Raw genomic sequence first — 22662 nt, forward strand, 5'->3', positions numbered from 1 at the left:
CTGAATTAATATGAGTGTATTATTTATATATGCCTGTTGTGACAAATGATGATTGGTGTCAATGCTCTGCCTTTGACGCATTGTAGAATCTCATGTGCTCGAGGAAACTCCATCCATGTTCTGAAACATGGTATGTTTCTTTTTCACCGTCGTCTCTTGTGGTTACAAGAAATTCTCTTTTTATGAGGTCAGAGATGATTGATTTTGCTGAATTGTAGTTAAGGTTGCATCTGAATATGATTGATGACAAACTGCTACCATGATTGGCAGATACCGATGTGAGAACTTCATACATTAGACCGGTTCTGTCTCGGTATTTTTTCTTGTTTCGAAACGCATATTTTGATGATACAGCAGTGCTTGCGGTGCTGATCGGGATTACCGGTTTCTGTGCATCTTTTGGCTTAATCAAAGAAGCACTGATTGTACTGGTATATCCCGGTTTGACCTCGAATAATTCAATACCCAGAGAAGTTGTCAGCAGTTTTTCTTCAGGTGTCGGTTTTGTCTCAAAGAAGATAAATTTTCTATATGCAGCTATGTCCTCTGAATGAGCGTTGAAGAAAGTTATTGCCGAGAGAGTATCTTTGGCTTTCAATGGGATTATGAGACACGTGATTATGTGCCCATCACCATCCACATTTGAATAAATAAAATCGAACCTGTGTAACATCCCAGATTTTCCCCTTATGGTAGGTGCCACGATATACATCCAGCGTTCACTTCCGGTTGACTCAGCAGAAAATCGATCAATCAACACGCCGGACTTCCTATTGACAACATCTTCCAAGAGCATCACCAACACTGAATATAGAATCACTTAGTGTTGCTGATATATGAATTACTTTGTACATAAATTTTGTGTACCCATTCAATTGGTAACTGGAAACCTAAAATCTTGAACAGGTTTGCGATGATACCAGCGCCTCGCTCTTCGTTCGTTCACCCACCCTGATTTTCAAGGGTTCCTGATATTTTGAAGATAAAGATAAAAGCTAACTATTGATTGTTCCGCATAACTATATGAGAGAATAATGTTGGCCATTGATCCGTTTCACTGTGCGTTTCTCACGAATCCAATCTATTCGACTGCAGACCCGCTGAAATGAATTCAAAATATCCAATATTATATATAGCCATACAATAAACGCATGTCCAAATGGAATGCATAACTATAGAAAATGGAGAGATTTCGGGAAACCGGACTCAGGACAGTCTTCTTAATTCCGGCATAGAGGAACTTTTCGTGGTAGATCTTGATTCCATAAAGTCTGGAAAGCTGAACCTGAAACTCTATGACAGGCTTTCCAAGTATTTTGACATCGTAGTGATGAATTATCCTTACCGGATTCCTGACCTCATAGATACTTTTGTTTCCGGGGCAAGCAGAGTCGTCTTGAACAGCAATGTATCTGACGATATGATCAGGGAGTCACTTTCTTATTCAGACCAGATAGTGATGAAATATGCAAGGAATATTCCATGCAAAACTTTTTCACTTTTTGGTGGTAATATGTTCCTGTCAAACATTGAGGTTGATCTCGTTTACACAACCTTATATGCCTATGGTATAAGGATACAGTCAAGTACATCATTGGTTCAGAAGGACTCACATAGTATAATCCTGCTAAACAACTTTCCAGAAGATTCTCTGTAGACCATTGAAAAAATGTATTATTATGACATTTGAAGCTGATAGATAACAGAGTGTATTGCCGGTCTGCCAACAGTTTAATAGATTCCCGGGATTGCCTTCAGACTCTTATGTCGAACAGACTCCAAACCGTGATTTCCGGGCTAAGGCTAGATAATCCCCTGATCCTTGCTTCTGGGATTCTTGATGAGAATGGATACACAATGAAGAGAATACTCAAGGAAGGGGCCGCGGCAGTTGTGACAAAGTCAATCGGATCTGCTGAGAGGAGCGGATACAAACCACCGGTAGTTGTTGAGATCGGCGGTGGCAATATGATCAATGCCATAGGTCTCGCAAATCCAGGCATTGAGAATTTTGGAAATGAGGTCAAGATTGCCAGGGAAGCAGGCAAACCAGTCATCGGCAGCATTTTCGGAGCTGACGCCGAGGAGTTTTCAAACCTGGCAAAAAAGATGGCGTCATATGGTGTTTCCGGTATAGAACTAAACCTTTCCTGCCCACACGTGAAGGGTGTCGGCCAGGAGATAGGATCTGATCCTGATCTGGTGGAGAGCATTGTGGGGGAAGTGAAACGTTCGGTCAATATCCCAGTTTTTGCAAAACTCAGTCCCAACGTGAGCGACATCATGGAACTGGCAAAGGCAGCGGACCGAGCCGACGCTCTTGTGCTCATTAATACTGTGAGAGCAATGGCCATAGATGTCTACGCCAGGCGGCCGGTTCTGAGTAACGTATATGGGGGCCTTTCAGGACCAGCTATTAAACCTGTTGGATTGAGATATGTATACGAGGTCAAGAAAGAAACTGGGAAAGAGATTATCGGTGTTGGAGGGATCCAGAGTGCCGAAGATACCTTGGAATACATCATGGCAGGGGCATCTTGCGTAGAGATAGGCACAGCACTCCACACTGGGGGAAGGAGCGTATTCCGAGCAATCTCTCGGGATCTTGAGAATCTCATGGCCAGTGAGAAACTTGATTCAATAAGCGATACTATCGGGATGGCGATTCAGAGATGATACATTCCACCGTTGTCAGGGTTGATCAGAATACGCCTACGGTGAGATCCATAGGTTTTAAGTGGGATTGCAAGGTCTTGCCGGGACAGTTCATCATGGTGTGGATCCCTGGAATTGGCGAGATACCAATATCTCTGTCGTCCACTGGTAACCTGAAAGAAATCACGGTGAAGAGCTATGGCCCGGCATCGGATGCCCTCACGAAGCTTGAAACAGGATCCAGAATATTCTTCCGAGGGCCATACGGGAGACCTTTTACACTGGTGAAAGGTAAAACACTGCTTATCGGCGGCGGATCGGGGATGGCTTCACTTAAGCCGCTCATAAATGAGAGGTCTTATGCCATAGTCTCGGCCAGAACGAGGGATGAACTCCTATTCAGCGATAAAATTCATGAGGGAAACCTTCACTTAGTAACAGATGACGGATCTATCGGCATAAAGGGGACTCCACTCAACGCCCTTGAAAAGCTCAATCTGACAGAATTTGAAATGATTTATGTTTGCGGGCCCGAAATAATGCTGAAGAAGATCTTTGACTCTCTCAGAGGAAAAAAGGTGAGGGCTGAATTTGCAATGGAGAGGACTATGAAATGCGGAATAGGAGTCTGCGACTCCTGCTCTATAGACGGGCTACAACTATGCAGGGACGGGTCCATCTTTTCAATGGAAGAGGTTATGGAGATGGAGGAGTTTGGAAGAACCAAACTTTCCGAATCTGGCAGAAGAATAATCCTCAACTACTGATCGATCAGTTCCTTTATTGGTATTATACGTTCTATGTAAATATTCCAGTCCTGAAATTTCTTGCTCAGCTCATCCAGCAGCGTAACAAAGGTATGAAGATGGCTCTCCATGGTGACAAATGAGGCGATCATAATGTTCCCATCGAGTGTCTGGCTTTCGCTGAACCTTGCAAGAGGCAGTGCATTTGATTTTAGGGAAAGCTCCATCAATACATCGTTGGAGGTCACCGCCTCATAAATTCCTTCAGATTCACTGATTATTGTCACCCCATTCATGGAAACAGGCGTTCCGCTTATCCTGTATATCCCATGCAAATTCTCTTCTTCAGTTGGGAACCTGAGGAACCTTGTGTATTTAAGCCCTAGAGGGTTATCCTCAGCACGCTTATTTCTTTCAGGGGGCTTGCAAGCAAAGGAAACCGCGTAGAGCATGAAGTGGGAAGATATTGTGTTAAGAGCCTCCCTGACATTTCTGCTTGGCCCTATATAGTTCAGTTTGACAGAAATATTTGTATTACTTATAGAAACGGCATCTAGAACTAACTCTGATACCTTTTTGAGGTCAGAATTGTGAAATTTGAAATCAATCGCTAAATTTCCTTCCTTCAGATACATAGGTTCAAGGTATACTGAACTGATTCCAGAAAGCTCATTTAGTAGAAGAATCTCACTCAAATCATCACTTGTCAGGAATATGGACCATGTGTTGCTGGAAAGTTTTGCGTGGTACTGTTCTAGAAAAATTCTGTTCTCAAGCCTCTGGCTCGCTTCTTCAGGCAGGAAAAGATAAAGCTCCACCCTTGTTTTGCGAAACAGAGGCATTGCCACGGCAAAAATGTCTAGTTTCCTAGCAAGCTGGAAAATCTGAAGTTCGCCGGACACGACAATACTACATTCCGTGTCCAGGATATTGTTTTCTATTCTATCCACTACGTAGCGAATGACGAAAGGGTATAAAGATTAGTTGTTACTTCCGTCAAATTTTAATAGCCTCTGCGTTATAAGTACTTCGCCATGGCGAAACTGGAATCTCTGCAGTCCGCACTGGATCATATGAAGAAGATCCTGGTAGAGGGAGAAAACGGAATTACCACACATATAATTTCTGGAAAAACCTCCGGTGGCAAGCATACTATGATGGACAGCTTGCAGGCATTTGCAAGCGAAAATGGATACGTAGTCTTCAGGTTCCCAGGGAACATATTGCAGGAGTCAATGCCTTACCAGCCGTTCAACCACATACTCAACACGATGTATGATACTGTGGATGAAAGAGGGATGAGTGATATAATCAGAAAATTTACGGAATATTTTTCTGGGAACACCGGCTTAAAGTTCCTTATTATTATTGAAGCTCTCGAACGCCTAAATTCATCAAGCCAGGATCTTTTCCTTTATATATCGAGGATTGCTTCGAGATTCGGCTTCCATCTTGTGGGAACATACAGTAAACGTTCACCGTCTGAATTTGAGGGAGGAGAATTCAACTTCATAATCATCTCGGCAACGGAGCCACAGATACACATAATCAATATTAGAGACCCCAATTTTGATGATGCCAGATTCCATGTAGAGAGTCTTGGTTACAAACTACCAGAAAGTTTCATGATGGATGTTTTCAGACTATCTTCAGGGGACCTCAATACCATCAATTACGCTCTGAAATATTATTCTGATATAGGAATTATAAATGAGAAGAAGGAAGTAAATGAGGCGATGTTTCGTTTTCTACCCATACCTCCGGCCATTGAGGATTATTACTCAAAGAAAATATCAGACCTTACTGAAACTGAACTTAGGGTGGCCGGAACTCTGGCGATGAGCGGCGAAGACCTGGAAATGGATGTAATCGCTAGAATGACTTCACTTTCAAAATCAGATCTCTACAAAGTAATGTCTTCCCTGGACAGTGCAGGGATAATCTCAGTCAATAATTTCAAATATCGTATCTCTGGGCGTAGGCTTGCTGAGATTATCCGTGCCAAGATCTCAAGCGTGTGGAAGATTGACGTGGCCGACCAGATCATAAATAGCCCATCCTTTGGGGATCTGTCTATCCAGACAAGGCTTAATATACTCAAAGAAAGGGGACTTTATGCCAATATTGGGGAACTTATAAAAAAGAACTGGAAAGCCGCTCTCAATGCATTCGTATCTCCAGAGGATCTTATGACCTTTCTGGACAGTGTTTCCGACAAACTGGACGATAATACCAAGAAGTACGCATCACTTATCAGGTGTAATTCACTCTTCTTTCTTGGACGATTTGAAGAAAGCATTGATTGTTTCAAAAAGAGTAATTACATAGAAATTGCCGGAAGAGAGCCAGAACTTAGAATTGCCTCTGCCCTTTCTTCCATCGGTAGGCATGATGATGCTTCAGCTCTTTTGGACCATGTCCTTGCGGATAGTGAACTGACTCCGGCTGAGAAAGCCCTCGGACTAGTTGTAAAGGCATCCCTGCTCCTGAGAATTAGAAAGCCATCTGATGCCCTCGCTGTCGCCAGCGAGGCTATGGAAATTGCGAAGAAACACGGAGTAGAAGAAGTTATGGATGAGATTCTTACGAACATGGCCACTGCGAATGCTGACCTGTTCAAACTTGACGTTGCAAGGAAATATTATAAGGATGCGATCGACCTTGAGAAAGAAAGAGGTAACATACGCAGAATAAACAGAAACCTTCACGACCTAGCGATAATAGAAAGTTTTGAAGGAAATTTTCAGAAGGGCATAGATATGCTCAAGGAGCTACTCGAGAACACCTATATAAATGGAGATATCTCAATCCGGGCTTACGCCCTTTATAACTTGATGGACATGTTTCACATTATAGGGGATCTGACCGCTTCACTTGAATACAAAAACACCACAGACAGGCTCATAGAAATTGTACAGGACAATGATATCAAGTTCATATATTACCGGTATATGACGATGTTTTACGCTGAGGCCCTTGATCCTGAAAAAGGCCTTGAGTATTCAAGGAAGGCCAATGATCTATCCGGCAAGAGTGAAAATCAAGACTGGAAGTCTGCAAGCAAAGCTCTCTTCCACATACTTTCCGTAAATACCGGAAATGGGGTGTTTGATACTACGCTTTTCAACCCAACTTTCAGTTCTCTTGAGGACTTCATTCCCCTATATCTTGGATTTTGGTCTATTATATTTACGCTAAGCAAAACTGAGGATAAGGCAATGGAGTCTATAGCCGCCGCTGAGAAGTACGCAAACGAGATGGGGGACGTAAGCAGTAAGCTGACTGTCGAGGTCAGCAAAATGATATTCAACCTTGCCTTTGACAAACTTCAGGACTCCGATCCACCAGCAAAATATTCTGGGGACTCCGCCGTAAGAAAATATGATTATTCCCTCAGAGCTTTTTCTGCAGCAAAGATGCTCGGAAACGGTAACCGTCTGGCATTTACTGAGGAATCAAAGAAGATCGTGGATGAATTAATGGACGGGAGCGGATTATACAATGTTATACTGTATCCGATAATAATTCTGGGAATAGCCAGAATGAAATTTCTCAATGACGACAGAGTTGTCGAAAGCATCAAAAAAGTGTTTAGCGGAACAAAACCAGCTGAAGTAGTTAAAGAGATCGTAGCCATTTTGCGCGGTGAGTGAGTTGCCAAGTGAGACCGTATGTATCTATCACGAAGCTGGAAAATGCTACCTGGTAGATTCATTTGAGACAAACTGTACATTATGTTTCAATTTCACCACACCATACAAGCCAGATAAATCTAAAAAAAGCAAGCCACTCTACAATATCTTCGACTATCTTGAATCAGAAGGTAAACTGGAAGATTTTTTCCCCACGGGAAATGAAGTTCAGTCTACATTATCTGTTTAAGGGATGGTTTTAGCTAATTCTTTATGTCTAGGGTAGAGATAACCCCGTGGGTCTGTGGGGTAGCCAGGATATCCTTATGGCCTTCGAAGCCGGAGACCCGGGTTCAAATCCCGGCAGACCCGTCTTTAATAGAATACAGGTTAGGAACATGAATCCTAAATGCAGAACGGTTCATTGTACGATAAGGGATCGCTTTCTGATACATATTAATGCAAGGATAGAACTAATCATACAGACTATTTTAGCATAGCCTTTCTCGAAGTTTCTCTTTTTACGATCATCTAACTAATACTTAGTTTTCCTCTCCTTCTGTGTATTCTAGAGGCCCCAGATAACACCCTCAAATGGGAACAGATAGGTATTCGGATCATCTACGTGCTTTGAAACAGCATATATCACAAGTACAGGGTCGACAGCAAAAGGATCTGGCGACCTACAATCATCAGAGCAACAATTCAACTCATTCTGTTGCAAGGATATATCACGTTGTCGGTCCGACAAACCTTTTCGTTACCTACACGTTATGCCCATTCACACAGTAAGGTCCTGCCTCAACGATGGGCACAACTTCGACGGGAGTATACGAAATTCTAGCTGGTAACATTATTTATGTCCACCAGGAACTGCGTAACGTAGACGTAACTGAATGAATAAGGTAATCTTGTTGCATTAGGCAGCCGCGGAGAAAATTGACTCTGCCAGACGGAACCCTGAGAAACGTTGTTAACTTCCAGTTTCACGTTGCCGTCCTTAAGGATGACCACGCTATATGGCCATGGACGAGGACGGTGCTGTCTAAGCAAAAACAACGAAAACTACCTAATAAAAGATTACGCTCCGGTTGAAACGGTTTTGTATCTGTTCAAAGTTATTCTGAATATTAGTATGACGAATAGAATAATAAATGCTGTAAGTATATAGAGCATGGTAGTGCTGTTAATGAGCAAATTTTTCACAAGAATAATCTTCTGTTCAATCAATGGATATGACTGTAGCACTTCATTCATTATTTGTTGCTGATCCTGTGAAGCTGTAGGTCCACCTAGAAAATATGCAAGGTTACCATAATTTGCCTTGGAAAAAAAACGCTTTCCTGTGAAATAGAATGGTGGCGAATGGTGAAATATAGAAATAGCGACAAGAGAAAAATCTCTCATTACTGATAGTCCCTGTTGTTTCATTTCGGTTCAATGTTCCTATAAATTTATTGTATAAATTGCATTTGTGAGGATGTTGATGCAAAAAAACGAAGTAAGGAAGATTAGAATCAAGTTCTGGAATACCACTTGAGAGGGAAATTGTTCCCATTACTCCCTATAGCTGATACTTGAGCTAACACATTGCCACTTGAATCTATGATATAGAGCTCGTAGTTAGGTAGAGAATTAATGTCACAATTAAATTCATCTGAGAGTAGTTATAGATTTTAATGCCTTTAATGTCCTTGATTGTCAGGGTATCAAATTTGAGGATAGGACCCGCAGACTAGTCCGCCAAACACCCCGGAATAACCGGAGATAAATTTCTATTAACGGCAAAGTGTATTTGCGGATTATACATAAAAGGGTGCAAAAATAAATAATAGATATGGCATACGCTGAAGGAAACGCAAAGATGACCGACCAAAAACCACCAAGACATGTATCCGACATTGACAAACGGCTAACTATGCAATTTGACATTAGTTTCCTTCTGAAAGACCGTATTTCAGAAGAGACCAGGAAGCTTGGAATTACTGCTCCGGGTTTTACGTATTACCATTCAGACAGAATTGAATTATTCTTCTACCTTCCACCATCAATTGAGCAGCTTGCAGAGGGCAAAAGGGCAATAACGATGATGAAGGCAAAAAACAGAAACAATACGTGGATCGTGAGGTGCGATATCACAGACAGATCGGTGATTGACACAATAGAATCCCTCGTGGCAATCCCCTCGGTCGTCATAGATATGGTGTTGATGGATAAAGGTAGCCTGAAGATCAGATTCAGGTTTCATCATAATTTCATAAAGAATGCCTCTGACATCCTTCTATCTAAAATTGGAACGGTTGACGCCCTATCTATAAATTATTTCGGAGAGTCCCGCGGCATAGCATCCACCATTATTGAGCAGTCTTCCCGTATACATCTTTCAGCAATAAAATTCACCATGGAACCGAATTCGCTGCAGTTCGACGAGACAAACGAAATTTTCAGCCAGCCCTGGATGCGAGTACGCAAGTATGACAGCGGTGGCCAGAAGCTGCACCATGTATACTTCTTTTATGGAAAAGAATTTGACCCGAAGAAATACAATTTAAAAACAATCTCGAAAGAGGATAGTCTTTATGAGACCAATTCAGAAAATCCTGTATTGGTGTACCTTGTTTCGGAGTGCGAAAAACTTGGGCTCTTTTCGGATTCCATTCATATATACAACGGTAAAGTCCTCCTTGGACGTGTATGGATCCCTAGCGCCTTCGTTCCAGACTATGTTGGGCTCATCGCATCGGCTAGGGCAAAGTTCCCTGACTGGAACATAGAAATAGGTGGCGTGACATCCATGGAGGATGTGTTTGAACCTTCTTTCGATAGACTCAAGCACTAACACCTGTTAATGTTATTTAAAGAAAAATAAGCGCCATTTCGAATTTTATCATCCTATTTTGCTACGTCTTTCCATTCTCCTACAGATATCTGAGACTTTCAAGTGTTACATCAATCTCTGGAAATTTCACCCTTGCCCTGTTGACAATATCCATCATACGTCCTGTATTGGATACGGGCAATATGGTCTCGGAGTGCATGTTAGCCCCATCATACTTCTCCACAACCGAAACTACCGGCAATGGAAGTTCGTTGATGGATTTAGAGAAAAAATCCCACACAGGAAAAGAGATTGTAGACGAGAAGAGTCCATCCTTTCTGGAAATTTCCTTAAACGACTCGGGGAGATCTGAATTTGGAGCCCTCTGGAAGTAAAATAAAGAACTGACACCACCATCATCCGTGCGAAATCTTTGTTCCCTTATAAATTTGCTTTCGGATTTGCCCCCCATACCTATTTCTGTCAACCGTGGGGCCTTATATCTTATCCCCAATACGCAAAGTGGGATTTTTGCTCCAACAACTTTTATCAACCCGGGTAGACTAGAAGTTGGCCTGATTTCCAGTGTCAGCAGATCCGCGCCTCTTGCCAGGTTGTTAAGAATAATGTCAGATATCGCGGCCCTATCTGTATGATGAAACTTTAAATCTATATGAAGGCCCTTTCCATCGAGATACGAATAATTCAATACTGCAGAGGGCACCTTCCCGAGGTAGTCCATTATGCTTTCACCAGTAGTTTGCCCTTTCCCTCTCTCTATGACCCACGTGTCTCCCTTCCGTTGGGCCTTTAATGTTTCCATAATTACCTTCATTTCGTTGGTGACTTCGCTGGTGGGGGTAATCACGTAATACAGAGCAAACTGAGACCGCTCTAAAACCCACGTAGACAAGGCAAACAACTGGGCTTTCTCAAAGAACGGAGCAAGCGGGTTTTTGGATGGCATTGAAAAAGACAACTCAGTATCGAGTACCCCTTTGATCTCCTCAATTATCAATGTTATATTATCTGTAGTCCATATTTATTATTTTTCACCATTAAGCCTTAGAGATACGCCCTTGCGACCTGATGAATCCAAATCGTCAAGACAAAAGAAAATACCTGTCTTCTGTGTGGAGAGTTTTCAGTATTTTTAAGCACCAACGAACAAGCTATGATCGTATCTATTTAAGCAAGGTAACCTGAGATAAATTTGATCCTTGCCCTAATATTCCGTCCAGAAAATGCCTGAAATTCGTCCATGTAATAGTAACTTCATCATATTTTTACACTATCAAGGTTCGCTGGCGAATAAATATAAAGGATTTTGAGAAAATGTAAGGTTACTTATCCAGAACAACGAATTCTAAGCAAAGTATATAACAAGATCCAAGTATGACTATCTCACATAGATGGAATACAGACTTGGATGTTCAGGGTGGAGTTATATCCAATGGGTGGGGCCGTTCTATCCTTCAAGAACGAAGGCAAATGATTTTCTAAAACTGTATGCAAAGGTCTTCAATACTGTTGAAATCGACTCCACATTTTATCGTATCCCAAGCGTCTCCACTTTGAATAACTGGAGGAACTCGACTCCGGACGATTTCCTCTTCTGCCCAAAAGTCTTCAGAGAGATCACTCATGAATCAAGGTTAAGGGGCATCAACAATTCACTCAATTCCTTTCTGGATAGAATCCGAGAACTTGGAAAAAAGCTAGCTGTTGTGATCTTTCAGCTTCCACCTTCCCTCTCTCACAGTGAAGGTAGTGCCGATCTCGCAAACCTTGTAGAGTCCCTACCCTCAGACATCCAGTTCGCAGTGGAGTTCAGAGATAACTCGTGGTACATTGACGAAACATACCGACTTCTAAGACACAACAATGTCATCTTAGTCTGGTCTGAAGTAACAAAAGTCGTGAACCCGGGTGTTTCTACCAGTAAAGTCGCACTTCTTAGGCTTGTTGGGGATAGAAAAATACCAGAAGGTGATTTTGGAATAGTGCGCAAGAACAGGGATGCTGAAATAAAAAAGTGGACTAGTAAACTTAACGAAGAGAGATTTAGTCTAGATCACGTTTTTGCTTTTGCAAACAACCATTTCCAGGGTTTCGGGCCTGCAACCATTGATCTGCTTGGACAATCGCTTGGTCTAAAACCATTAAATTGGAGGCATGATGTGTTGCTGAATGGCCAAAAGAAGCAGGAAACATTGTTTTAGCAGTTTATAACTAAGAAATGTCCCCATAAGGCATATATATATTTCTAACCATGCAAAATGCTAGTACGATTAGTATCGTCGGTTTTTGAAAACTGGTCTAGTACAAACCTAACATTTGAAAGTACTGACTATAGAACCATTAAATGTCTTTCAATTTAGCAGTTATTTGTAAATTCTCACTCCCAATTGGTACGGATAATCTTTTTTCTGAACTTCTTGTCTACCATTGGAAATTGCCAAAGGGTGCCCCACGGCGGTGATAGTTGAAATTGTGAGCAAGACCGTATCAGTAGGGAATAGAATTGAGATTTTAATTAAAATGTATACTATGAAAGAAGTTGAATTCCAGTACATTTTATCATTTCTGTCGGAGATGCTTGAAAACTCACACACATCTCTGCGGTCCTTCACTGAATGCTTTGAAGTATTGGCACCACCCAAATGAAATGGTGTGGATTTCGTAAAGCCTCCAATGAAGGATGATAGGTATGTGCCAGTAGATTCTACCATTGTCCTGTCATTGACTGTGAAGATCATTAAGACAATATGGCAATACTCGGACAGAACAGCATAATAGAATGTTTGCCAGGGTCCCACCAACTGTTTACTTTTACTTCGAATCGTGAGATGATATCGTCTTTCGGCGCCACGCCTTGATCCATAACCAGCATTGTCTTCCTGAAACCCCCATTGACGCTTCCGATGCAGGGATTCCATTTCGTATCGCATACTGGATTCTATTTAAAAACAAATGTATGGTCACTTAAATCTATAGGTTTTTTCTCCATATCTTATCCGGGGGGAGAATCAATGCTCCCCGACTCAGAGGTGGTGGGGAGAGGCACTTTATATTACAGAATCATCTCGTCTTTAATAGAAAGCAGCAGTGCAGAGATCATACAATATACAACTTAAGGAATGAATTTCAGAAGATTTCGGAGAAGAAGAACTTCCTCGCAAGATCTAGACATCTGCCCGAATTTGAACACCCTCTATCCAATCGAAACCATAACGGCGATCACGAATCTGAAACCCCCCAAGTAAGATCGTGAATTGCATGCCGAAGCCATGAGCCGAACTTGAGCATTCACACAATAAGTTCAAATTCACAATTTATGCCGATATGACGTACACCAGCGATGATCAGCAGAAGCAGGCTGGATTGTTGCGAACTTGATTATTCCAATAATGCACAGAGTATATACGTTTTCCCGCGAAACAAGGGTCTAGGCAGAGAATACTCCCCGTATGACTGGTTTTGATATATCCCGTGGATGTACTCGCTCAAGACCGGTACAGAGTGGATTGATATCCGCGGAGGTGTCTAAGAAATAAAGTTCGCACATCGGTGAGTTGCGAACACCCACAGTTGAATATAAAAAGAAAGAGAATAGAATGATTACGCTTCTGGCTTTGCTGGTTGATTCAAGTCGTTCCCACACGATGGACAAAAATTGACATTTTCTGTTACCATTCTTCCACATTTCAAACATACTCTTCCTTTTGCTCCGTTACTGTTAGGTTTCCATACTAGCGCAAGAATACCGCCTATCAATCCAAGAAGGAATCCTATGAAAAATCCTCCGAATGAACCATACCAGCTTATAATAGAAAATACTAATATCAGCGCACCCCAAATGACATGGCTATTAGGATTTGAGTGTAACAGGCGACTCTGCGCTCGTGCCGTCTCTCATGGCTATATTGGCAATAAAAGCAAAGAAACAGAGGGATTGGGTCGATGTGACGGGGAACAAAGTTATGCAGCTGGGCCTAGATTTTCGATCCATATGGGCATAGATGATTTGATAGGGTGACTACTTTTATACACACATTGATATATTCCTGGATTCGATATCAGAACGTACAAAGAACCGTTTACATTTCCTTGTTGTTTGAAGAGTTTAAATCTAATATAAAGTGGGGCTGGCCGGGTTTGAACCGACGGCCACCTGGTTATGAGCCAGGCGCTCTACCAGGCTGAGCTACAGCCCCATACGCCGTTGATCGGATTTGAACCGATGACCGCTCGGTTAACAGCCGAGTGCTCTACCTACTGAGCTACAACGGCACAGACTATGGTTAAGAGTTTGCTTTCTTTTAATCTTTTCGCAGACTAGCGGCAATCCCGTGACCAAGTACCCAGCATAATTGCTGAGCAAATCATATCTTGAGATTCAAATTTCGTCAAGGTCCATTCCGCAGATGTCCGATAATTCCCTGTGAAGTCTCTTTATTCTTTCTGCGGGTTCTGCCAGTCCTTTACTCATATAGCTGTCCACAGTTTCCTTGAGGGTAACCCTTCTGGTACCCGAAAATAAGTTATCTGCCTGTGCGACTATTTTCTCTTCAAGCGTTTCTGGGATGTAGTTTCCAGGAGGAAAGCCAAGTTTCACTGCCTCGTCTGGTAGTATTCCTGCACCAGTATGTCTTTCGACGATCCGAACAACGGCATCGTCGATGTTTCTTTCTCTGAGTATGATCGCACTGTTTACAGCATGATTTACCCCATGCCCTCTGGTCCTCCCAACATCGTGCAGCACCGCTCCGACTCTCACCTGTTTGATGTTAGCCCCAGCCTTCTGGGCAATCTTTACCGCCAGATCCCTTACTGCAAGAGAATGGGAAATGATTTTATCATCTGCTCCCTCTTCTTTCAGGATTTTCATTGCTTCCTCTTCACTGGGAAAAATTCTTACCATCTTCCCTTTATTCATTGGGAGAATCTTAAGTTTCCCATCTTTCCCGCTGACGTGCTCCCCGCCCTCAAACAACCTGTCCAGGAAAATTGCAAGAGCAGATACTTCACTGTGAGGCTGATTCAAGATGGCCACATTGTAGTCACATGACTGATATATCTCTGCGGGGACTTTCTCCGCTCCAACAACAATCATGCAATCTTCTTTTGTAAATCTTCCTCTGATATCGTTGATGACATTTTCAACCGGTATTCCATACATAGTGAGATGCACTTTCACACCATTGAATGCGGCTATTTCCTTGTTCCACTTTACGCCAGTTTTTATCGAGAAGTCTCCTCCAAAATTCTCGGTGACCCGGTTAATAGTTTCCTCAAGTGCGTCATCTCTGTAATCCACTAGTATGCGAAACGCACCAAAAGCCCTGGACACGAGTGCCACGTGAGTGGTTATCCTCTTGTCTCTGTACGGGCGATGTCCTATTCTCAGCACTGTAACTTCAGGCAATAGGTTTCCCTTCTGTAGTCTAACGGTTCTCTATAAGCTCAATCTTGAAACCTTTGATCTGTAAAATGCTCGATCTCTTTACTATTCCCCTCAACAGAGTTTGGGAAATACCGAGGTTTTCAGCCACTTCACCAAGAAAAACACCCTCGTTATTTACCATCATCCCCTTTATGCTTGTCTCGTACTTTTCAAGGTCTGCATCAGAAAACGTAGTTGCGTATATAATATCAGCCAGCTCTCCCATTGAGCCAAGGAGATTTATCTGTACGCTTGTATAATAAGTGTGATAAGCTTTCTCAGGTCCCTTTTCGCTCGTAATCCACTGGCTCTCTATGAGTTTTATCTTATCAAGATAATAAAGTGCCTTCTTCCCCAGCATTCCATACTTCTGGTCGATCTGCGGCATCGTTACCCAACTAGATGCAAGGTCCAGAAGAAGCCTCCTCTTAACATCTGTGTCGGCAGCATGGAATATCGATACTAATTCTCCAATGTCGTTGACTACCTTTATTCTGCTGACCATATGGAAACGATATGGCAGGATGAGATATAACTATTTCTTAATATTTTAATCATAGATATTAATTTTTCCAGTAAAAAAGTTACTTTCTCCTCTTGCGAATATCATAAAGAAGCATCTTGTCGTAATCTACAGATACCTTGATTTTCTTGTTTTTGAGTATTTTCGTGGCTTTCTCTGTGATTTCCCTCACATCTTCCGCCGGTATACCCCTGTAAATGATCATTTCCTTCTTATCCTGAGGGAAAATCATGCGGTATTTTGAACCTTCCTTGTTGTATCCCATTGGCTTCTTGTTTTTCTCGATTTCAACCATATTGAGTTCGAGGGAGACTTGATCGTACTGTTCATCCTCGATGTTCTGTTTGGTCTGACTGGCTATTGTATTCCAGAGTTCAGGGAATGCTTTGTCTAGATTTTTCCACTGGAATTTCTCGTCAAAATAAATGTGACCGCTCCAGTTTTTCACGCTTCTTTATCAATTTTGGATATTTAATTTTGTGTTATTAACCAATCAGCATGCAGGCAAAAATATTAATGGAGATTAGCGTTAGCCGTACTGCTTAGCTCCGTGGTGTAGTGGCCAAGCATTACGGGCTCTGGACCCGTCGACGGCAGTTCGAATCTGCCCGGAGCTATTTATCTTTGGATATGGTGATATTATGCCTGAGGGTGTTGATGAGGGTGAAGACGTAACCTTAGCTTTCTGCGATCTAATAGAGAAGGAGATACCTATTGATCACGATTTTTTCAGGTACCTATCCAGCATTCGCAATGCCCAGGCTCATATCGGACTTGCCATATCCACAACAGACAAAATTCAGGAGACCAGGGACATCCTTGACATGCTAGACACACTTTCCAGCGGCCTTTACGATCCAGATGTTAAACTTCCAGACCTCCAGAGAAAAATGATAAAGAGATCTGAAGAAACACCTGTGGATCTAGTTGAAAAAATGTCAAGAGGAGACCTCAGGGCCGCGCACCTTCTTTCTGCGAGCTCGATGATACAATTAGCCGCCGGCTATCTGACCAGTGCAAGGAAGGACCCCGATTTTGCCGGAGTGATTCCTGATTATACCATCAAATATATGTACAAACTCAGTATTTTTGTGTACAGAGAAGCGATGGGGCACGTGTTAATGTAAATGGTTCACGATGACTTCGCAGACCTTTCAATGTATTGCTTGTATGAAAGTGGCTCCTTTACGTATCGATCCAGAAGCATTGTGTTATCCCTGTAGTAATTAAGCAACATCCTGTTGATCTCTTCTTCCGTAAAGATTGATCTTTCGGCAAGTTTCCTTATTGCACCCCTTCTGAACAGTTTCCCAGCCGACCTAGCAGGTTTAACCCCAAGAGAAACTCTTGCAGTGTTTATGCAATCGAGAAAGCTGAATTTGTTCTTCGCAGACACATTAATGGCGCCTCGGGTTTCCAGTGAATTCTTAATGACAGTGACCAGGTCCTCTACGTAAACTGGGCTCAGATCGCCCTCCTGCGGAAACTTTCCCATATGGTTTTTGGCAGTGTTTATTATTCTTGCCGTCAGATGATCTCCGTCTCCGAAGATGTTAGATGGTCTCACAATAAGGTGATTCTTCACGAGTTGCGCGTTTCCCTCCGCCACTCTCTTTACCCTGAAATATTCTGTTTTACCCTTCTCGAGGTTTATCTGCGAAATGTAAATCAGTTTCTGATCCTTATCGACTTTTTTTATCCCTTTTACCACGTTCTTCATCCCGTTGACCTGCAGATCAAAGTGGGACTCATCCACTTCATTCTGGGTTCCGACCGAGACGACTACGGTATCGAAACCATTCACTGCCTCAATCACTTTTGCTTCATCGAGTATGCTACCCTCAATCCATTTTGCCCCAAAATCATCTAAAATTTTTGACCTGTGCCTTGAATAATAGGCATTTTCCTCTGAACCGAATGACCTGATAAAATTCGTACCCAAGAAACCTGAACCGCCAAACACAATTGTTTTCACCCTGCTTTATTGTCTATGAAAATATTAATGTTGCCGAGAGAAAAAATCTAATTAAGCGAAATTTTTAATGCAATTAGTTCTACACTTATTTGAGATTGATGAAACATAAGGGAAGAAATGTATACATGGTTGCCGGAGGCGTTACAAAATTCGCAAAGGCGACTCCGGATATGGATTTCAGGTTGAGGGTGAAGAAGGCATTTGACTATGCAATGGAGGATGTCCATCTATCATTGAAAGATATAGACGGATCCGTGGCATCGTACTTCTCTGATCACTTTCAGAGACAGTTAATGTCGGGCATTATGGTTCAGGATTATCTGGGCCTGACACCAAAGCCAAGCAAGAGAGTCGAAGGAGGAGGAGCGACTGGCGGTCTCGCGTTCCAGACTGGATATGAGGAGATTGCCTCCGGAAGAATGGATACCTGCGCAGTCTATGGATTTGAGACAATGTCCCACGTGAACACCTGGAAAGGGAATGAATTTATAGCACTGGCAAGCGATACAAATTTTGACTATCCTGTGGGAGGGTTTTACACAGGCTATTATGCGATGATGGCAGTACGTCACATGCATGAATTCGGCACAACCGTGGAACAGTTAGCCAAGGTGTCTGTGAAGAACCACAGGAATGCTCTGCACAACCCCTATGCTCAGAGCCCAATGGACATTACAGTTGCCGACGTGAGGAATTCTCCCATGGTATCGTATCCTCTCACAAGACTTGACGTCTGCACGATGTCTGATGGGGCTGCGGTGTCGATACTAGCGTCTGAAGAAAAGGCATTCGAGATCACCGACAGGCCAGTGCTGATAAAGAGCATAGGCACTGGAACGGATACCATGAGGCTGGCGGACAGACCAATGCTGAAAGTACCGCTCCTGCCAAACGAGAAAGAATCAGATTACGCGAACCTGAAGTACCCTGGCGTGCACTCTTTTCGAGCTGGAAGAACCGCAGCAAAGGAGGCTTATGAAGGAGCCGGAATCACAGATCCGCTTGAGGAACTTGATCTTGTTGAACTTCACGATGCGTACACTTCTTCCGAAATTCAAACTTACGAAGATCTGGGGCTCTGCAAATACGGCGAGGGTGGAAGCTTCATAGAGAGCGGAAAATCTGAGCTTAAGGGAAAGGTTCCGGTGAATCCGTCCGGAGGGCTACTCGCATCCGGGCATCCGGTGGGCGCCACCGGGATCATGCAGTCTGTGTTCATGTTCTGGCAGCTACAGAGAACCGTAAAGAAGCATTTCAAGGACGATTACCTCCAGTTAAGTAATCCAAAACGGGGTCTCATACACAGTCACGCCGGCACTGGGACCTATGTTACTGCAACGATAATGGAGGCGGTGAAATGACAATCAACCCGGACGCAAAAATGGAAGAGACCCAGACTGGCACCGAAGTTTATAGCATAGATCCACTGATAGTGAAGTCTCATTACGAAATTGATTATATCCACAGCTATGCCCAGGATTCAGAGTTCTTCCGGGCACTTGGAAAGAAAAAGATCATGGGAAGCAAGTGCACAAAGTGCGGATATACTTACGCTACACCAAGAGCACACTGCATGATCTGCGGTGCTCCTACCCAGTGGTATGAACTCCCGAACAAGGGAAAAGTGCATACGTACACAACCTGTTATTTCGGCAGCGAGGAATTTCTCAAGGAGACTCCGTTTAACCTCATCATGGTCGAGTTTGAGAATGTAGACTCGTTGTTCATGGCGAGGCTTATCGGTGCATCGTTGGATGACATATACGTTGGAATGCCTGTTGTAGCTAAATTCAGGAGAAACCTGAAGTTCAGCCCGACTGATGTGTATTTCGTTCCAGAGAGAACAACCGAGAAGAAGAAAAGAAAGGAAAAGTGAAATTACACATTTTTTATTTTTATCCTAATAAAAATTAATATCCATTTTTCTTGGCATAGCAATGCATACTGGCTTTGGGAAATTAGATTCACACCTCTTGTGTTCTTTTTTTTGAATAAAGAGGATTGAAAATCGCTTGTCCAACCTGTATTTTTATCGCTCCGTTGGGTTATCTGGATTTTGGTTCTGTTTAGCAAAAGGCTATGCGTCTCAGGCTGTGCACGATCCCTCTTACTCACTTGACATTTGCAGTATTAGATTCATCTTTTCTTGCGAATATCTAACCCTGAGCTGTATTAAACGATTGCAATGCTGGTATTGATTCGTAAACAACTTACCCAAAAACATCAAGTACGAAGGAGAACAAATTGTTTTTATTTTTCTTACAATGACTTAGAATGGAAGATTTCTCCAATACGGATAAGGATGTTTTCGTTATCCACACCAAGAGGATGATAGACAGGGGAGCCCTGTTGTCCAGGTACAGCCGGACAGCTTCCATGGATATCAGGGATCTATATCACAAGGAATTTGAAACAAATGAGAGCCGGGGAGTGGAATTTTACAGGAAGGTTTTCCTAGAGTACGGAGATGAATCAGTATCTGAACTTGTCACAGCACAGATGGCTGTCCAGAACATATCCAACATAGCATCCAAAAATATAGAAGAGATACGCGTTGGGCTTTCATTTTTGGAGAAGTCCTCTAGGTACGTTAGATATGATAAAAAGATCAACGGAAGATATCTTTTTATAGACCCAAGTAGGATAGGGCTTTCAGGGAGATCAGCTGCCGAATATACAGATGCCTGTGAACAGCTGTTTGATACTTACACATCGATGTACGATCCGATGATGGAAACTGTCAGGAATATGTTTCCCATAAACAACTTCACATTCACCCCGCGGGATGGAAATAGCGAAATTGAGTTTGACAGGCTTAGCCTTCAGGATGCAGCGATAGCGAAGAAGTCTTATGAGACGTCTGTCAGATCAAGAGTTCTTGACGATCTGCGTTTCCTACTGCCAGCCGGTACCCTTACCAACCTCGGCATCTCTGGAAACGGTAGGTCATTTATAGATCTTGTAGCAAGGCTAAAATATGCTGGTGATCCTGAATCAGTTTCTCTGGCAGACAGTATTTATGGAGAACTAATAAAGGAGTTCCCCGGCCTGTTAGAGAATGCTATTTCCGAAAGAAAACAGGAGATCCTGCGATATGGGGAAGCTGTCCAGAAACTTACCACGCGGAATATTGAGCGTAAAGCACCAGATAAGCTTGTTTCCCTATCGTATTTTGACGACAGGAATTCTTCACTTGACAGGGTTATATCCCTGCTGCTGTATCACAATACCAGCTCATTGCAGGGCATCGGGAAAATCGTTAAGGCAATGAGCACTGAAGAAAAGTACGGTTTGCTTAAAGCCATCGGCGATCTCAGGAAAAACAGAAGAATGAAACCCCCAAGGGCTTTTGAGTCAGTGAACTATGTCTTTGAAGTCAATACCAATTTTGGGGCTTTCAGAGACCTCCAGCGGCATCGCTTCCTTTCCATAATACGAAATCCTCTTTCGGCTAGGTATGGATATGAAATTCCAGACATCATAGGATCTGTAGACAGATACAGGAGAGCATTCACAACAGCCATGGAACGCGCAAGAGCAGCCTATGACATTATTCTGGATGAATCTGATCCAACCAAGGCACAATACGTTGTTCCTTATGCCTACAGATACCCGGTGGCTGTGACGGCTAACCTCAGGGAAATCACATATTTCATAGAACTCAGGTCAACTCCACAGGCCCATAATGACCTCAGGAGGATCTCCATTGAAATGTACAACAGGATTCGGAGTGTACATCCAGAACTTTCTGAAATAATAAGGTTTGCAGATGAAGGACAGTATGATCTGGGAAGGCTGAAATCCGAAACAAGGAAGGAAAGAAAAATAATAGATTACGGCGAAAGATGATCGAGCCTGATCCTGCCGGTTTATGGGAATCTTATGAGCTAAGCTTTCGACCTGTAAAGTGACTCCGTGAAGTAGCTTATGACAATATCCGCACCAGCACGGAAAATTGAGGTAAGGGACTCACCTATTACCGATTCAGAGACCAGACCAGATGATATCGCGTTTTTGATCATGGAATATTCTCCGCTCACGTTGTAGGCCGCTATTGGCATTTCAAACCTCGATCTTGCGCGTTCGATCAGGTCAAGATAGAACAGTGCCGGCTTTATCATCACGATATCAGCCCCCTCGTATATGTCCAGCTCGATTTCTCTCATTGCCTGGTCAGAATTCCTGAAGTCCATCTGGTAGGACTTGCGGTCTCCGAAACCGGGGGTCGACTGTGCGGCATCCCTAAACGGACCATACATGCTGGAGGCGAATTTCGAACTGTATGCCATTATAATTGTGTCTTTGAATCCATTCAGGTCAAGTTCATCTCTTATCTCACCAACCTGTCCATCCATCATGCCGCTCGGGGCTATTACATCCACGCCCGCCTGCGCATAGCTTTTGGCAATTTTCCTGTAGGACTCAAGCGTGTTGTCATTGTCCACTTCAGTTCCCGACAGTATTCCACAATGCCCGTGATCCGTATATTCACACATGCAGAGATCCGCCATAGCCACAAGGTCAGTATTTTCCTTTGCATATGCGATGGAGCGTTGTACGATTCCATCGCTGTCATACGCGGCCGATCCAATACTGTCTTTCAGTTTGGGAATTCCGAAGAAAAGCACGGATTTTACGCCGATGGCGTCAAGATCGGTAATATATTGCTTATATGAATCGTATGAGTACCTGAAAATACCAGGCATTGAAGATATCGGCTCCTTGCCATTGATTGTCTCGTCGATGAAAACTGGCATAACCATGCGGTTCCTATCAACGCTTACCTCACTGAAGAGGTCACGTATCTGTTCATTTCTTCTCGTGCGCCGCATTCTAGTTACAGGAAACATAGACCATAAGTTTTCAT

At 42.9% G+C, this 22662-nt stretch carries 20 protein-coding genes and 4 tRNA genes; 12 read left to right on the forward strand and 12 right to left on the reverse strand.

Annotated elements, in window-relative coordinates; genetic code table 11:
- Nucleotides 1-58 precede the first annotated feature (58 nt).
- Nucleotides 59-790 (reverse strand): winged helix-turn-helix domain-containing protein, encoded by a 732-nt coding sequence (locus QW597_00630; protein MEM0155097.1) that lies wholly within the window; start codon nucleotides 788-790, stop codon nucleotides 59-61.
- A 369-nt stretch (nucleotides 791-1159) separates the two neighbouring features.
- Between QW597_00630 and QW597_00635 the strand changes: the two genes are divergently transcribed.
- The 3 genes from QW597_00635 (at nucleotide 1160) to QW597_00645 (ending at nucleotide 3422) form a co-directional block, all read left to right on the forward strand.
- Nucleotides 1160-1657 carry a hypothetical protein gene (locus tag QW597_00635; protein ID MEM0155098.1) on the forward strand — a complete coding sequence of 166 codons (498 nt, stop codon included), beginning with the start codon at nucleotides 1160-1162 and terminating at the stop codon, nucleotides 1655-1657.
- A gap of 107 nt (nucleotides 1658-1764) precedes the next feature.
- On the forward strand, nucleotides 1765-2676 hold the full coding sequence (locus QW597_00640; protein MEM0155099.1) for a dihydroorotate dehydrogenase: 912 nt from the start codon (nucleotides 1765-1767) through the stop codon (nucleotides 2674-2676).
- A complete protein-coding gene (locus tag QW597_00645) occupies nucleotides 2673-3422 on the forward strand; it encodes a dihydroorotate dehydrogenase electron transfer subunit (GenBank protein MEM0155100.1) in 750 nt (249 codons plus the stop codon). The genes QW597_00640 and QW597_00645 overlap by 4 nt, the downstream gene beginning before the upstream one ends.
- Here the strand turns inward: QW597_00645 and QW597_00650 are convergent.
- Nucleotides 3416-4351, reverse strand: coding sequence for a hypothetical protein (locus tag QW597_00650; GenBank protein ID MEM0155101.1), 936 nt, complete (start codon nucleotides 4349-4351; stop codon nucleotides 3416-3418). The two genes, QW597_00645 and QW597_00650, sit on opposite strands and share 7 nt — an antisense overlap.
- A gap of 84 nt (nucleotides 4352-4435) precedes the next feature.
- Between QW597_00650 and QW597_00655 the strand changes: the two genes are divergently transcribed.
- Together QW597_00655 and QW597_00660 are read left to right on the forward strand one after the other, a co-directional pair.
- The gene (locus QW597_00655; GenBank protein ID MEM0155102.1) at nucleotides 4436-7054 is read left to right on the forward strand and encodes a tetratricopeptide repeat protein; all 2619 of its coding nucleotides are present in this window, start codon (nucleotides 4436-4438) and stop codon (nucleotides 7052-7054) included.
- Nucleotides 7055-7331: 277 nt separating this feature from the next.
- Nucleotides 7332-7405: transfer RNA gene (locus QW597_00660), tRNA-Arg, on the forward strand.
- Nucleotides 7406-8113: 708 nt separating this feature from the next.
- Here the strand turns inward: QW597_00660 and QW597_00665 are convergent.
- Nucleotides 8114-8464 (reverse strand): hypothetical protein, encoded by a 351-nt coding sequence (locus QW597_00665; protein ID MEM0155103.1) that lies wholly within the window; start codon nucleotides 8462-8464, stop codon nucleotides 8114-8116.
- Between the two features lie 406 nt (nucleotides 8465-8870).
- On the opposite strand from QW597_00665, the gene QW597_00670 reads away from it, so the two are divergent.
- Nucleotides 8871-9872, forward strand: a complete 1002-nt coding sequence (locus QW597_00670; GenBank protein MEM0155104.1) for a hypothetical protein — start codon at nucleotides 8871-8873, stop codon at nucleotides 9870-9872.
- A 79-nt stretch (nucleotides 9873-9951) separates the two neighbouring features.
- Here QW597_00670 and QW597_00675 read toward each other — a convergent pair whose 3' ends face one another.
- Complete coding sequence (locus tag QW597_00675) at nucleotides 9952-10869, reverse strand: hypothetical protein (GenBank protein MEM0155105.1); 918 nt, start codon at nucleotides 10867-10869, stop codon at nucleotides 9952-9954.
- A 394-nt stretch (nucleotides 10870-11263) separates the two neighbouring features.
- Between QW597_00675 and QW597_00680 the strand changes: the two genes are divergently transcribed.
- Nucleotides 11264-12073: a DUF72 domain-containing protein gene (locus tag QW597_00680; protein ID MEM0155106.1), complete on the forward strand. Its 810-nt coding sequence runs from the start codon at nucleotides 11264-11266 to the stop codon at nucleotides 12071-12073.
- Between the two features lie 162 nt (nucleotides 12074-12235).
- Here QW597_00680 and QW597_00685 read toward each other — a convergent pair whose 3' ends face one another.
- From QW597_00685 to QW597_00710, 6 genes are all read right to left on the reverse strand, one after another.
- The gene (locus QW597_00685; protein ID MEM0155107.1) at nucleotides 12236-12610 is read right to left on the reverse strand and encodes a hypothetical protein; all 375 of its coding nucleotides are present in this window, start codon (nucleotides 12608-12610) and stop codon (nucleotides 12236-12238) included.
- A gap of 1384 nt (nucleotides 12611-13994) precedes the next feature.
- Nucleotides 13995-14068, reverse strand: a tRNA-Ile gene (locus QW597_00690).
- Nucleotides 14069-14071: 3 nt separating this feature from the next.
- Nucleotides 14072-14144, reverse strand: a tRNA-Asn gene (locus tag QW597_00695).
- A 106-nt stretch (nucleotides 14145-14250) separates the two neighbouring features.
- Entirely contained in the window at nucleotides 14251-15279 is a 1029-nt protein-coding gene (locus tag QW597_00700; GenBank protein ID MEM0155108.1) for a tRNA (cytidine(56)-2'-O)-methyltransferase, read from the reverse strand.
- A gap of 19 nt (nucleotides 15280-15298) precedes the next feature.
- Nucleotides 15299-15802 (reverse strand): ArsR family transcriptional regulator, encoded by a 504-nt coding sequence (locus QW597_00705; protein MEM0155109.1) that lies wholly within the window; start codon nucleotides 15800-15802, stop codon nucleotides 15299-15301.
- 79 nt (nucleotides 15803-15881) lie between these two features.
- Nucleotides 15882-16268 carry a hypothetical protein gene (locus tag QW597_00710; GenBank protein MEM0155110.1) on the reverse strand — a complete coding sequence of 129 codons (387 nt, stop codon included), beginning with the start codon at nucleotides 16266-16268 and terminating at the stop codon, nucleotides 15882-15884.
- 96 nt (nucleotides 16269-16364) lie between these two features.
- On the opposite strand from QW597_00710, the gene QW597_00715 reads away from it, so the two are divergent.
- Nucleotides 16365-16437: transfer RNA gene (locus QW597_00715), tRNA-Gln, on the forward strand.
- 24 nt (nucleotides 16438-16461) lie between these two features.
- Entirely contained in the window at nucleotides 16462-16947 is a 486-nt protein-coding gene (locus tag QW597_00720; GenBank protein MEM0155111.1) for a DUF1940 domain-containing protein, read from the forward strand.
- A 5-nt stretch (nucleotides 16948-16952) separates the two neighbouring features.
- Here QW597_00720 and QW597_00725 read toward each other — a convergent pair whose 3' ends face one another.
- On the reverse strand, nucleotides 16953-17795 hold the full coding sequence (locus QW597_00725) for an NAD(P)H-binding protein (protein ID MEM0155112.1): 843 nt from the start codon (nucleotides 17793-17795) through the stop codon (nucleotides 16953-16955).
- A 98-nt stretch (nucleotides 17796-17893) separates the two neighbouring features.
- On the opposite strand from QW597_00725, the gene QW597_00730 reads away from it, so the two are divergent.
- From QW597_00730 to QW597_00740, 3 genes are all read left to right on the forward strand, one after another.
- Nucleotides 17894-19156, forward strand: a complete 1263-nt coding sequence (locus QW597_00730) for a thiolase domain-containing protein (GenBank protein MEM0155113.1) — start codon at nucleotides 17894-17896, stop codon at nucleotides 19154-19156.
- Nucleotides 19153-19671 carry a Zn-ribbon domain-containing OB-fold protein gene (locus tag QW597_00735; GenBank protein MEM0155114.1) on the forward strand — a complete coding sequence of 173 codons (519 nt, stop codon included), beginning with the start codon at nucleotides 19153-19155 and terminating at the stop codon, nucleotides 19669-19671. The genes QW597_00730 and QW597_00735 overlap by 4 nt, the downstream gene beginning before the upstream one ends.
- 398 nt (nucleotides 19672-20069) lie before the next feature.
- Nucleotides 20070-21644, forward strand: coding sequence for an FAD-dependent thymidylate synthase (locus tag QW597_00740; GenBank protein ID MEM0155115.1), 1575 nt, complete (start codon nucleotides 20070-20072; stop codon nucleotides 21642-21644).
- A 38-nt stretch (nucleotides 21645-21682) separates the two neighbouring features.
- Here the strand turns inward: QW597_00740 and hemB are convergent, their stop codons facing one another.
- The gene (gene hemB / locus QW597_00745) at nucleotides 21683-22645 is read right to left on the reverse strand and encodes a porphobilinogen synthase (protein MEM0155116.1); all 963 of its coding nucleotides are present in this window, start codon (nucleotides 22643-22645) and stop codon (nucleotides 21683-21685) included.
- Between the last annotated feature and the right edge of the window lie 17 nt (nucleotides 22646-22662).

It is taken from the genome of Thermoplasmataceae archaeon (assembly GCA_038729425.1).
Lineage (GTDB): Archaea > Thermoplasmatota > Thermoplasmata > Thermoplasmatales > Thermoplasmataceae > B-DKE.